The sequence below is a fragment of the Pseudomonas fragi genome (assembly GCF_025426255.1).
GTDB classification, from domain to species: Bacteria; Pseudomonadota; Gammaproteobacteria; order Pseudomonadales; family Pseudomonadaceae; genus Aquipseudomonas; species Aquipseudomonas kulmbachensis.
Genome location: NZ_CP104861.1, coordinates 4,635,001 through 4,647,942 on the forward strand (window position 1 = coordinate 4,635,001; position 12,942 = coordinate 4,647,942).

13 protein-coding genes and 1 rRNA gene (1 of these 14 only partly in view) are annotated in these 12,942 nt (G+C 56.2%); 8 read left to right on the forward strand and 6 right to left on the reverse strand.

Translation table 11 applies throughout. The features are described from left to right. From N7D90_RS21410 to N7D90_RS21420, 3 genes are all read right to left on the reverse strand, one after another. A 16S ribosomal RNA gene (locus N7D90_RS21410) occupies positions 1-460 on the reverse strand; it reaches 1,077 nt to the left of the window's first position. 568 nt (positions 461-1,028) lie between these two features. Beyond that, positions 1,029-2,522 carry a CoA-acylating methylmalonate-semialdehyde dehydrogenase gene (locus N7D90_RS21415; RefSeq protein ID WP_261739846.1) on the reverse strand — a complete coding sequence of 498 codons (1,494 nt, stop codon included), beginning with the start codon at positions 2,520-2,522 and terminating at the stop codon, positions 1,029-1,031. Positions 2,523-2,604: 82 nt separating this feature from the next. Next, positions 2,605-3,954: an aspartate aminotransferase family protein gene (locus tag N7D90_RS21420; protein ID WP_261739847.1), complete on the reverse strand. Its 1,350-nt coding sequence runs from the start codon at positions 3,952-3,954 to the stop codon at positions 2,605-2,607. 124 nt (positions 3,955-4,078) lie between these two features. Here N7D90_RS21420 and N7D90_RS21425 point away from each other — a divergent pair, with 124 nt between their 5' ends. The 5 genes from N7D90_RS21425 (at position 4,079) to N7D90_RS21445 (ending at position 8,201) form a co-directional block, all read left to right on the forward strand. Then, a complete protein-coding gene (locus N7D90_RS21425; RefSeq protein WP_019825763.1) occupies positions 4,079-4,999 on the forward strand; it encodes a LysR family transcriptional regulator in 921 nt (306 codons plus the stop codon). A gap of 42 nt (positions 5,000-5,041) precedes the next feature. Continuing rightward, the gene (locus N7D90_RS21430) at positions 5,042-5,692 is read left to right on the forward strand and encodes a TetR/AcrR family transcriptional regulator (protein WP_261739848.1); all 651 of its coding nucleotides are present in this window, start codon (positions 5,042-5,044) and stop codon (positions 5,690-5,692) included. A 13-nt stretch (positions 5,693-5,705) separates the two neighbouring features. After that, positions 5,706-6,308 (forward strand): IMPACT family protein, encoded by a 603-nt coding sequence (locus N7D90_RS21435; protein ID WP_261739849.1) that lies wholly within the window; start codon positions 5,706-5,708, stop codon positions 6,306-6,308. A gap of 157 nt (positions 6,309-6,465) precedes the next feature. Beyond that, positions 6,466-7,152, forward strand: coding sequence for an SDR family oxidoreductase (locus N7D90_RS21440; protein WP_261739850.1), 687 nt, complete (start codon positions 6,466-6,468; stop codon positions 7,150-7,152). A gap of 95 nt (positions 7,153-7,247) precedes the next feature. Next, entirely contained in the window at positions 7,248-8,201 is a 954-nt protein-coding gene (locus tag N7D90_RS21445; RefSeq protein ID WP_261739851.1) for an adenosine deaminase, read from the forward strand. Between the two features lie 124 nt (positions 8,202-8,325). Here N7D90_RS21445 and N7D90_RS21450 read toward each other — a convergent pair whose 3' ends face one another. Further along, positions 8,326-9,231 carry a LysR family transcriptional regulator gene (locus N7D90_RS21450; protein ID WP_261739852.1) on the reverse strand — a complete coding sequence of 302 codons (906 nt, stop codon included), beginning with the start codon at positions 9,229-9,231 and terminating at the stop codon, positions 8,326-8,328. A 124-nt stretch (positions 9,232-9,355) separates the two neighbouring features. On the opposite strand from N7D90_RS21450, the gene N7D90_RS21455 reads away from it, so the two are divergent. Both N7D90_RS21455 and N7D90_RS21460 read left to right on the forward strand, forming a co-directional pair. Then, entirely contained in the window at positions 9,356-10,369 is a 1,014-nt protein-coding gene (locus N7D90_RS21455) for a zinc-binding alcohol dehydrogenase family protein (protein ID WP_261739853.1), read from the forward strand. Positions 10,370-10,492: 123 nt separating this feature from the next. Beyond that, positions 10,493-10,663 carry a hypothetical protein gene (locus N7D90_RS21460; protein ID WP_261739854.1) on the forward strand — a complete coding sequence of 57 codons (171 nt, stop codon included), beginning with the start codon at positions 10,493-10,495 and terminating at the stop codon, positions 10,661-10,663. 1 nt (position 10,664) lies between these two features. On the opposite strand, the gene N7D90_RS21465 is transcribed toward N7D90_RS21460, so the two are convergent. Both N7D90_RS21465 and N7D90_RS21470 read right to left on the reverse strand, forming a co-directional pair. Continuing rightward, on the reverse strand, positions 10,665-11,861 hold the full coding sequence (locus N7D90_RS21465; protein WP_261739855.1) for a multidrug effflux MFS transporter: 1,197 nt from the start codon (positions 11,859-11,861) through the stop codon (positions 10,665-10,667). Between the two features lie 264 nt (positions 11,862-12,125). After that, complete coding sequence (locus N7D90_RS21470) at positions 12,126-12,326, reverse strand: heavy-metal-associated domain-containing protein (RefSeq protein WP_261739856.1); 201 nt, start codon at positions 12,324-12,326, stop codon at positions 12,126-12,128. Between the two features lie 146 nt (positions 12,327-12,472). Between N7D90_RS21470 and N7D90_RS21475 the strand changes: the two genes are divergently transcribed. Next, complete coding sequence (locus N7D90_RS21475; protein WP_261739857.1) at positions 12,473-12,853, forward strand: hypothetical protein; 381 nt, start codon at positions 12,473-12,475, stop codon at positions 12,851-12,853. The last annotated feature ends 89 nt before the right edge of the window (positions 12,854-12,942 follow it).

Sequence of the window (12,942 nt, forward strand, 5' to 3'; positions counted from 1 at the left end):
TTAGGTAACTGCCCTTCCTCCCAACTTAAAGTGCTTTACAATCCGAAGACCTTCTTCACACACGCGGCATGGCTGGATCAGGCTTTCGCCCATTGTCCAATATTCCCCACTGCTGCCTCCCGTAGGAGTCTGGACCGTGTCTCAGTTCCAGTGTGACTGATCATCCTCTCAGACCAGTTACGGATCGTAGCCTTGGTGAGCCATTACCTCACCAACTAGCTAATCCGACCTAGGCTCATCTGATAGCGCAAGGCCCGAAGGTCCCCTGCTTTCTCCCGTAGGACGTATGCGGTATTAGCGTCCGTTTCCGAACGTTATCCCCCACTATCAGGCAGATTCCTAGGTATTACTCACCCGTCCGCCGCTCTCAAGAGAAGCAAGCTTCTCTCTACCGCTCGACTTGCATGTGTTAGGCCTGCCGCCAGCGTTCAATCTGAGCCATGATCAAACTCTTCAGTTCAAACATCTTTGGGTTTTTAAGAAACCCTAAACTTGGCTCAGCAATCGTTGGTTACATCTTTGATTTCTCGCGGAGTAACTTGTGATGCTGATAATCTTGTTGACTATCAGTCTGACTCCACAAGCACCCACACGAATTGCTTGATTCAGTTGTTAAAGAGCGGTTGGTTAGCTTTCGCTGAACCGAGGCGCGCATTCTACAGCAGCCTCTGTTGCTGTCAAGCGGTTATTTTAAGATGTTTTCAAAGTTTCCTTTGTAACATCAACCACTTGCGCTTTCGATCTCTCGTTAGCGGGAGGCGAATTCTACAGCGTTACACGCTGCTGTCAACACCTCATTTCCTGCTTCGATGACTTGAAGCTGACACTGCCGAAAACCAATCCAACTCATTGAAACTCAAGGAGTTTTCCGTTTCGACTGCGCCGGAAGTGGGCGAATTATAGGCCGTTAGAATTCTGGGTCAAGCACTTGTTTCACATTTCTGTCATATAGCGCTTAAAAGCGCCCTAAAAGCAGAGGCCAGCCTGACGGCTGGCCTCTCTTCTTCTATATAGCGCTACCGTTAGCTTTACAGACTCGGGAAGGCAAACTGCGATGCCTCATGACTGGCCCGCTGAGGCCAGCGCTGAGTAATCGCCTTGCGACGCGTGTAAAAGCGCACGCCGTCCGGGCCGTAAGCATGCAGGTCGCCAAACAACGAGCGCTTCCACCCGCCGAAGCTGTGGTATGCCACAGGTACTGGCAGCGGAACGTTAACCCCCACCATCCCGACTTCAATCTCATCGCAGAACAAACGAGCCGCTTCACCATCACGAGTGAAAATGCAGGTGCCATTCCCGTACTCGTGATCATTGATCAGTTGCATCGCCTCTTCCAGGCTCTTGACCCGTACGATGCACAGCACCGGACCGAAGATCTCTTCCTTATAGATACGCATCTCAGGGGTGACGCGATCAAACAGGCAGCCACCCAGGAAGAAGCCTTCTTCATGATCCTTGATGCTCAGGCCACGACCATCTACCACCAGCTCGGCACCTGCCGCCACGCCATCATCGACATAGCCGCTGACCTTGTCACGCGCCTGGCTAGTGACCAATGGCCCCATGTCCAGACCGCACGAAGTACCCGCACCGATTTTGAGCGCCTTGATTTGCGGAACAAGTTTAGCCACCAAGGCATCTGCCACTTGATCGCCCACACACACAGCCACCGAAATGGCCATGCAGCGCTCACCGCACGAACCATACGCCGCGCCCATCAATGCGCTGACTGCGTTATCCAGGTCCGCATCCGGCATCAGTACCGCATGGTTCTTCGCCCCGCCCAGTGCCTGCACGCGCTTTCCGCGCTTGGTGCCTTCCGCGTAGATGTACTCGGCGATCGGCGTTGAACCTACAAAGCTGAGTGCTTTGACTTCTGGCGCTTCGATCAGTGCATCCACAGCAGACTTGTCGCCGTGCACCACGTTCATCACGCCTTTTGGCAACCCGGCTTCCAACAACAATTGAGCAATCAACAGCGTCGAGCTTGGATCACGCTCCGACGGCTTAAGAATGAAACAGTTACCGCACACGATCGCCAATGGATACATCCACAGCGGAACCATGGCCGGAAAGTTGAAAGGCGTAATGCCCGCAACCACGCCCAGTGGCTGGAAGTCCGACCAGGCATCAATGTTCGGCCCTACGTTGCGGCTGTATTCGCCCTTCAAGATTTCAGGAGCTGAACAGGCGTACTCGACGTTCTCGATACCACGCTTCAATTCACCCGCTGCGTCTTCCAGGGTCTTGCCATGTTCTTCGCTGATCAACTGCGAGATCCGCGCTTCGTTCTGCTCCAGCAATTGCTTGAAACGGAACATCACCTGGGCACGCTTGGCCGGAGGCGTATTGCGCCACGCCGGAAATGCGGCCTTGGCTGCATCAATAGCTTGTTGAATGGTCTCGCGGCTGGCCAATGGAACCTGATGAATCACTTTACCGGTCGACGGGTTGTACACGTCAGCGGTACGACCGGAGTCGTTCAGCAGTTCGCCATTGATCAAGTGTTGAATGGTGCTCATGGATGCTCCAGAAAAGTTGTCCACAGGCGCGAACGCTGCGCGCCTGGGTGAATGCAATTAGTGTCGCTTCTATATAGAAGGATCAGTCGATCTGGTTCAGAGCTTCGCCGACAGCATCGAACAAACGATCAAGCTCTTGCGGCTTGCTGTTGAAGGTTGGCCCGAACTGCAAGGTGTCTCCACCAAAGCGCACGTAGAAACCGGCTTTCCACAGCTTCATCGCAGCATCGAATGGACGCACGATTGCATCGCCATCACGCGGTGCAATCTGAATCGCACCTGCCAGGCCATAGTTGCGAATATCGATGACGTTCTTCACGCCCTTCAAACCATGCAGCGAATTCTCAAAATGCGGCGCGACTTCAGCCACGCTCTGCACCAGGTTTTCCTTTTGCAGCAGATCAAGCGCAGCAAGACCGGCAGCACACGCTACTGGGTGAGCCGAGTAGGTATAGCCATGCGGGAATTCAACCGCGTACTCAGGCGTCGGTTGATTCATGAACGTGTGATAAATCTCGCTGGTCGCAATCACGGCGCCCATAGGGATCGCACCGTTAGTGACTTGCTTGGCAATACACATCAAGTCAGGTGTCACACCGAAGCTGTCAGCACCGAACATCGAACCTGTACGACCAAACCCGGTAATCACCTCATCGAACACCAACAGGATGTTGTGTTGATCGCAGATTTCACGCAGACGTTTCAGATAACCCTGCGGCGGAACCAGAACACCGGCAGAACCGGCCATCGGCTCCACAAACACCGCTGCAATGTTCGAGGCATCGTGCAGTTCGATCAGTTTGAGCAGCTCATCGGCCAGAGCAATCCCACCCAGCTCCGGCATGCCGCGAGAAAACGCATTGCTCGCCAGCAGCGTATGCGGCAGATGATCAACGTCCATCATCGCCTGACCGAACAATTTACGGTTGCCGTTTACACCACCCAGGCTAGTGCCCGCGATGTTCACACCGTGATAACCACGAGCACGACCAATCATCTTGGTTTTGCTCGACTGGCCTTTCAGGCGCCAGTAAGCACGCACCATTTTCACTGCAGTGTCCGCACACTCCGAACCCGAGTCGGTGAAGAACACGTGATTGAGATTGCCCGGCGTCAGCTCGGTAATTTTCTCTGCCAGCTTGAAGGACAATGGGTGGCCGTACTGGAACGCCGGAGAATAATCGAGGGTGCCCAATTGCTTGGCCACTGCTTCCTGGATTTCCGTCCGGGTATGCCCTGCACCGCAAGTCCAAAGACCAGACAGTGAATCGTAAATTTGCCGACCCTTATCGTCCGTCAGATAACTGCCTTTGGCGGCCACGATAAAACGTGGGTCACGATGGAAGTTACGGTTGGCGGTGTAAGGCATCCAGTGAGCATCCAGCTTTAGCTGGCTGGTCACGTTCAATTCGGCATTCTCGGGCATGTTCATCAGCAAAACCTCGCAAGGCAAAAGCGGCGTGGGATGTTGAAAGCGTTGTTGCACCTAAATTGCCACGCCTATAAAGTCGATGAAATCCAACTCTTCTAACCTTTAGTTAGGCGTTCACTAAACTATGAGCAGCCGTCGTCCGGATGCACTGGCCCAGGTCAGCGACTTTGATATTCGATTACTGCGTATTTTCCGCAGTGTCGTGGAGTGCGGTGGGTTCTCGGCGGCTGAGACCGTGCTGGGCATCGGGCGCTCAGCCATCAGCCAGCAGATGAGTGATCTTGAGCAACGCCTGGGTTTGCGCCTTTGCCAACGTGGGCGGGCGGGCTTTTCGCTGACAGAAGAAGGCCGCGAGGTCTATCAGTCAGCTTTGCAGTTACTCGGCGCGCTCGAAAGTTTTCGTACAGAGGTCAACGGCCTGCACCAGCATTTACGCGGCGAACTGACCATTGGCCTGACCGACAACCTCGTCACCCTGCCCCATATGCGCATCACCCATGCTCTGGCCCAGCTCAAGGAGCGCGGCCCCGATGTGCAAATCCACATTCGCATGATCTCGCCCCACGAAGTAGAACAAGGGGTACTCGACGGGCGTCTGCATGTGGGCGTTGTGCCGCAGGCCAGCACCTTGTCCGGGCTGGAATATCAGCCGCTCTATAGCGAGCGCTCCCTGCTGTATTGCGCAGTGGGCCATCCGCTGTTTTATGTCGACGACCGGCAGTTGGAGGATGCGCGGCTCAATGATCAAGACGCCATCGCTCCCACCTTCCGCTTGCCCTCCGATATTCAGGCTCACTATCAAGCGCTCAACTGCACCGCCAGCGCTTCAGACCGCGAAGGCATGGCTTTTTTGATTTTGACCGGGCGCTATATTGGTTACTTGCCCGACCATTACGCCAGCCTGTGGGTTCAGCAGGGCAGACTACGAGCACTTAAAGCCAAAACGCGCTTTTATGATTTGAGCCTGGCATCCGTCACGCGTAAAGGTCGTCGCCCGCATCTGGTACTGGAAAGTTTTCTTGAGAGCCTGGAAGCGACGCGCTAACGTGAAAAACTTCGCTACACCCACAGATTGCCTGGAACGCCCATGACCTTTGAAGTCCCCGCCCATGATGGCAAGCCTCCCAGTCGTATTCGCCAGAAAAACGAACAGGCCATTCTCAAGGCCGCCGAGGATGAATTTGCCCGTTATGGTTTCAAAGGCGCAAGCATGAATGCCATCGCCCTTGGCGCTGGGCTGCCCAAAGCCAATCTGCACTACTACTTCCGCAACAAGCTGGGGCTGTATATCGCTGTTCTGAGCAATATCATCGAATTATGGGACAGCACTTTTAATGCCCTGACCGCTGAAGATGACCCGGCTCAAGCACTGACTCAGTACATTCACGCCAAGATGGAGTTCTCACGCCGACAGCCCCAGGCCTCGCGTGTATTTGCGATGGAAATCATCAGCGGCGGGGCCTGTCTGACCGAGTACTTCACTCAAGACTACAGAGCCTGGTTTCAAGGTCGAGCGGCGGTGTTTCAAGCCTGGATCGACGCTGGCAAGATGGATCCGGTCGACCCGGTACACCTGATTTTCCTGCTGTGGGGCAGCACCCAGCATTACGCCGACTTTTCGACCCAGATTTGCCGCGTATCAGGCCGCACGCACCTGACCAAACAGGACATGCAAGTGGCCAGTGACAACCTGACTCGCATCATTCTCAAAGGCTGCGGCCTGACGCCCACTGCCTGAGCCTGGAACCGACATGTCTTCTACCCTCACGGGACTTTGCGAATACCGCGAAGAAATCCGTAAAAGCCGCTTTATCACCTTTGCCGCGCCTATCACCAGCGCCCAACAAGCTCTCGACTTTATCGAGCTGCACAGTGACCTGAATGCTTCGCACAATTGCTGGGCCTGGAAGCTTGGGGATCAATACCGCAGCAGCGATGACGGCGAGCCCGGCGGCACAGCAGGACGCCCGATACTCTCGGCCATTGAGGCCCAGGACTGCGACCAGGTCGCCGTGCTGGTCATCCGCTGGTATGGCGGTATCCAGCTCGGCACCGGCGGACTGGCTCGCGCCTATGGCGGCGGCGCGAACAAATGCCTGCAAAGCGCCGAAAAACTGCCTTTGGTCAGCCGGGTAGCGCTCAACTGTTCGTGCAGCTTCAGCGAGCTGGCACTGGTAAAGCTGCGCCTGGCCGAACTGAACGGCTTGGTCATCGACGAGGCATTCACCGCCAATGGCGTTGACCTGCGACTGGCATTAGCCGAAGAACAGATTGTTCTTGCGCAACAGCAACTGGCCGACCTCAGTCGCGGCAGAATTTTGCTACACCGCCACGCCTTTAAGGCTGACGAATAAAAGTGCTATTTTCCTGCATCAATAGTTGCCCACAGGCACTGTGCACCCACCTGTGGATAACCTGAGCACATACCGCTGCAGCCCTTGTGCCGTGTGCGCTTGACACACTTGTACGCTTTTTAACCAACCCCCATCACCGTTCTATAGGACGCTACTCATGACAGCAAAACACGCACTGATCATCGGAGCTTCACGTGGCTTGGGCCTGGGTCTGGTCAAAGAGCTGCTCGCCGATGGCTGGACCGTCACGGCGACAGTCCGCGATCCCAGTAAAGCGCAAGCACTGAAAGCCCTGGGGCCGGTACGCATCGAGCGACTGGACATGGACAGCAAGCAGGCCATCAAAGCATTGAGCAATACGTTGCACAGCGACGTTTTCGACCTGCTGTTTATCAATGCCGGCGTCAAAGGCCCGGATGATCAACTGTCGGGCAATGCCACGCTGGCCGAAGTGGGGCAGTTGTTTTTCACCAACAGCGTGGCTCCAATCAACCTGGCCCGCGAATTTGTCAGCAAAGTCCGAAAAGACAGTGGTGTCCTGGCATTTATGAGTTCGGTACTCGGCAGCGTCACTCACCCTGATGCCCCCGAGATGGCCCTCTACAAGGCCAGTAAGGCAGCGCTCAACTCAATGACCAACACCTTTGTGCGCTACGAATTGGGTGACAACAATCCAACCGTGCTGTCCATGCATCCGGGCTGGGTAAAAACCGATATGGGCGGCGAAGGTGCCGACATTGATGTACAAACCAGCACCCGCGGCCTGGTTGAACAGGTCAAAGTCTTTGCCGGTAAAGGCGGCCATCACTTTATCGACTACAAGGGTCAGACTATTCCCTGGTAAGCGGTCTGCGACAAATGGCGGGGGGATTTTCACTTGTGTCACCTCCCGCCTGTAGAATGTCGCCATCTGTACCCGATTTGATGAGAAGATTTTTTATGTATGACTGGCTGAACGCCCTGCCAAAAGCTGAACTGCACATGCACCTTGAAGGTTCTCTGGAGCCTGAGTTGCTGTTCTCGCTGGCCGAGCGCAACAAGATCGCGTTGCCCTGGAACGACGTTGAAACCTTGCGTAAGGCGTACGCCTTCAACAACCTGCAAGAATTCCTCGACCTCTATTACAAAGGGGCGGACGTACTGCGCACCTCTCAGGACTTCTACGACCTGACCTGGGCCTACCTGTTGCGCTGCAAGGCACAGAACGTCATTCACACCGAACCCTTCTTCGACCCGCAAACCCATACCGACCGCGGTGTTCCGTTCGAAGTCGTGCTCAACGGCATCGCCAGTGCACTCAAGGATGGCGAGCAGCAACTGGGTATCACCAGCGGTCTGATCCTGAGCTTCCTGCGCCACTTGAGTGAAGAAGAAGCGGAAAAAACCCTCGATCAGGCACTGCCATTTCGCGATGCATTTGTCGCCGTTGGTCTCGACAGTTCAGAAATGGGCCACCCGCCGAGCAAGTTCCAGCGCGTATTCGACCGGGCACGCCATGAAGGCTTCCTGACCGTTGCCCACGCAGGTGAAGAAGGCCCACCGGAATACATCTGGGAAGCCCTGGATCTGCTGAAAATCCAGCGCATCGATCACGGTGTACGCGCCATTGAAGATGAGCGCCTGATGCAGCGCATCATCGACGAGCAGATCCCGTTGACCGTGTGCCCGTTGTCCAATACCAAGCTCTGCGTGTTCGATCACATGTCGCAGCACAACATTCTCGACATGCTTGAGCGCGGCGTGAAAGTTACCGTCAACTCCGATGATCCGGCCTACTTCGGCGGCTACATGACCGAGAACTTCCATGCGCTGTACACCGATCTGGGCATGACCCAGGACCAGGCCAAACGCCTGGCGCAAAACAGCCTGGATGCGCGGTTGGTCAAGCCTTAATACCAACCGATCAGACCTGTAGCCGCTGCCGCAGGGATACTTCAAGCGTAGGAGCGAGCCTCCTCGCGAATGCTCTTCGCGAGCAGGCTCGCTCCCACAAGGGGCTTGACCTGGAACAGAGTATCTACAGGGTTCTAGATAACGCCCTACATCGCTCACTGAGCATGTCGCGCAGCAGCTTCACCGGTTTGCTCAACTGCGCACGATGACCACAGAGCAAATTGAGCGGAGCCCGTTCGCACAACAGTTCAGGCAATAGCACCTTGAGCCTGCCTGCTGTCACATCCCCCGCCACATCCAGCCACGACTTGTAGGCAATGCCCTCCCCGGCCACCGCCCACAGGCGCACCACATCGGCATCGTCACTAAAACGATTGCCACTCACCGTCAGCCCCAACTCGCGCTTGCCATCATTGAATTGCCAATGGTCGTGGACCCGCGTGCCGAGCATGTACAGCAGGCAGTTGTGTTGCAGCAGTTGCTCGAGCTGATGCGGCTCACCCTTGCGCGCCAGGTAGGCGGGAGATGCACACAGCACCCGGCGATTGTCCGGCGCCACCGGCAATGCCACCAGGCTGGAGTCCTCCGGCTCGCCATAGCGCAAGGCAATATCCACCGGCTGGCGAAACAGATCGGCAATCCGGTCACCGAGTAACAGCCGCACCGTCAGTTGCGGATGCTCACGCTGAAATTCATCCAGCCAGGGCAGCAACAAATTACGCCCGAAGTCGGACGGTGCCGACAGCTGTAACACACCGCTGACCTGATCTTGCCCACGCGCCAATAAACGCCGCCCTTCATCCAGGCTACTTAGCGCCGTACGGGCATACTCGAGAAAACCTTCGCCCTCAGCTGTCAGGCGCAAACTACGGGTAGAGCGCGCCAGCAGTCGCGCACCCAACTGTGCCTCTATCCGCTTGAGTGCCGCACTGGCCACTGCGGGCGACATGTCCATCACCCGTGCGGCGGCAGAGAGGCTGCCCAAATCGGCGGCGCGAACAAACAGTTGCAGGTCATCGAAACGCAGCATCCAGGACTCACTCGGCCATTATCAAAAAAATATTGAAAGAGACTGCTGTTTTAGCCGGTTTTATCATTCTGATAAATAGCTAATCATCATCACCAGATTCTTACCCATTTTCAGGAGATGTCCCATGAAAGCTGTCGCCTACTACCATTCGCTGCCCATTCAAGACCCGCTGGCCCTGCAAGACATCGAATTGCCTGAGCCGGTTGCCGGTCCGCGCGATTTGCTGGTCGAGGTCAAAGCCATTTCCGTTAACCCGGTGGACACCAAAGTCCGCCAGAACGTACAGCCCGAAGGCGCCTGCGCAAAAGTACTGGGGTGGGATGTCGCCGGGGTGGTCAAGGCTGTCGGCAGCGATGTCAGCCTGTTCAAAGTTGGCGACAAGGTGTTTTACGCAGGCTCCATTGCCCGTGCCGGGGCCAACAGCGAACGCCACGTAGTTGATGAGCGGATCGTCGGGCACATGCCAAAAAGCCTCGACTTCGCCCAGGCTGCAGCGTTACCGCTGACTGCCATCACCGCGTGGGAACTGTTGTTTGAGCGCCTTGGCGTAACCGAGGGCAAAACCGATGAGCAGCAAAGCCTGCTGATTGTCGGCGCGGCAGGGGGCGTCGGTTCGATCCTGACGCAACTGGCCAGCCAACTGACCGCACTCAAGGTGATTGGCAGCGCATCACGTCCTGAAACCCAAACCTGGGTCCGCGAGCTGGGTGCCGATCTTGTTGTCGACCACAGCCAGCCGTTGAGCGAAGAACTCAAGCGCCACGCCATCAACGCCGTCACCCACGTTGCCAGCCTGACCCAAACCGATCAGCATCTGGATCAGTTGGTCGAAGCCCTGGCACCACAAGGCAAACTTGCGCTGATCGACGATCCCAAGGCGCTGGATATCACCAAGCTCAAGCGCAAGAGCCTGTCACTGCACTGGGAGTTCATGTACACCCGTTCGCTGTTCGAGACTGCGGACATGATCGAGCAACATCGCTTGCTCAATCGCGTCGCCGAGCTGATCGATGCTGGCACCTTGCGCACGACCGTCGGCGAGCACTTTGGCACCATCAACGCCGCCAACCTGCGCCGCGCCCATGCACTGCTGGAAAGCGGTAAGTCCAAAGGCAAAATTGTGCTCGAGGGGTTCTGAAAAAACTGTCAGGGGACTGATGCGGCCAACGTTCAACCGTCAGTCAGAGACTTGACCCCTGACATATTTACCCAAGTATTTCGGCATACACTGGCCTCCTTTGCGAACTGAAGGAGGCCCGTAATGAAAATCCTGATAAAAGCGTTAGCAAGATCCCCTGACTGCCAATGGCAAGTTCAAATCGACCAGCAAGCCGTTAACTTTCGTAGCGAATCCGAGGCCCGTGCCTTTGTGGATAAGTTGCAATCTCGCCTGCAAGCCCCGCACAGGCTGCCCGAACGTTTGGCAGGCTGAATCAGGTCGACTGCTCTGCGGCGATCCGGGCGGTGTACAAACGCCGGGTCGCCATCGCGATAGCCACAGCCAAAACCCCGCATAACGTAATGACCAGCGCCATCGGCATCGCGCTGCCATCGTGCAACACACCCACCAATGAAGCTGCAGCCGCAGCCACGCTGAACTGCAAACAGCCAAGCATCGCCGAAGCACTACCGGCTCGCGCGCCCTGCCCGCTCATGGCACAGGCTGAAGCATTGGGAATGATGCAGCCCAAGCTGGCGATGCAGATAAACAGCGGAATCAACAGCGGCCACAATTGCTCCGTGTGCAGCGCACTGATCCCCAGCAACACCAGGCCCGCCGCCAGATAGACCCACACCGTACGCGCCAGCAAAAAAGCCGGACCGCGCTTGGCCAGTAAGCGGGCGTTAACCTGCGCCACCAGAATGAAGCCCGCAGCATTACTGCCAAACAGCCAACCGTAATGCTCGGCAGGTACGCCATAGAGTTTGATAAAGACGAAAGGCGAACCGGCTATGTAGGCAAACATCCCGGCCATAGCGATCCCCCCGGTGAGCGCATGCCCCAGAAATTCACCGTCCTTGAGCAAACGACCATATTGGCGCAACGCTCCCGACAGAGGCTGACGCGGTACATTGGCCGGCAGGCTTTCCGGTAAGCCCAACGCCACGGCAAGGGCGGCCAGGGCACTGAACCCGGTCAATACGATAAAAATCGATTGCCAGCCGTGCAGGTTGACGAGCACACCACCGAGCATCGGCGCCAGGATCGGGGCCAGCCCCATCACCAGCATCAATTGCGAAAAGACCTTGGCCGAACCCACAGCATCACACTTGTCGCTGACAATTGCCCGCGACAGCACCATACCCGCGCAACCACCCAGTGCCTGAACGAATCGGGCACCGATCAGCCATTCCAGAGTTGGGGCAAACGCGCAAGCCAACGATGCCAGCGTAAACAGGCCAACCCCCACCAGCAGCGGAATGCGTCGACCGAAACGGTCAGCAATCGGGCCATAGGCCAGTTGGCCGATGGACAAGCCCAAAAAGTAGACCGCCAGCGTGAGCTGAATATGTTGCTCATCTGTTGCAAAGGCTTGCGCCATCGCCGGAAAGCCAGGCAGATAAAAGTCGATCGCCAGGGGACCGAAAGCGCTCAAGGCGCCAAGAATCAGAATCGTTCTAAGGTTCATCAGGTATCCAGATCGTGCTGCAATTAGTGCAGCCCGATAGTCTAGCCGCGGATACTGAACTTGAACATAAAGATAGCTAGCTAATAAATATTTAGTGCTTGATACAAATCCCTGTAGCAGCTGCCGAAGGAACGAGGCTGCGTTCGAGTGCGAAGCGCTCGTAAACCTGAACCCGCCGTTTAACTGAATAGAAGGCGAACGCAAGTTTTACGACGGCTTCGTCGCCGAACGCAGCCTCGTTCCTTCGGCAGCTGCTACGCAACATCAGTGCGCTGTACGCGCTTCAAACCCGGCATTGGTGATCACGTCGATAATCTGCAAAGGCGACACCTTGCTGTCCACCTTGACGGTTTTGCTCGCCAGGTCCACGTCGACTTTCGCGTCTTTATCCACAGCCTGCACCGCACGGGTCACCGCAGCCACACAGCCACCACAGGTCATACCGTCTACTTTGAACGTTTGCATGATCAAGCCTCCTATCTGAGTGATGACTAAAGCTTCGACCTTGCCACTGTGGCAAGGTCAAGCCCGTTGTTTTACTCGCTTACTGGCAATCCATCCCCTGCTCGGCCAAGCTGCAGGCCTTGCGATTGAAAACAGGATACCTAGCCATGCGCTGGACCGCTTTGAGCCTAGTCAGCCTTTTGGCTCTTGCCAATTTGCCGCTGTGGGCAAATGCCGATCAGGACTACGGCGTGCTGATCATTTCTCGCGAGCGCCTTGAAGTGCCGACCAACTGCGAGGTCGGCGTGTATATCGACGATCAACTGGCCGGGCGATTGTTTCAGGAGCAGGCGCTGTCCTTTAACTTGCCGGCGGCCAGCGTCGATATCCGCCTCAAGCTGCTGCCCGGGCAAGCTCCCGGTTGCTTGCCAGGCATGCTGGTCCCACCCGCACAGCAATTCACCCTCAAGGCCGGTGACGTACGTAAATACCGCATCGCCCTGGGTAAACAAGGCATGTACCTCAAGCCTGCCAAACTGGAATATTGAGCGGGCGATAACGAACAGCAAGAAGCCTTGACCTTCCCATGGGGTCAAGGTCGATTCTATGGATAGATAACTTCTTGAGGAGGACTGCT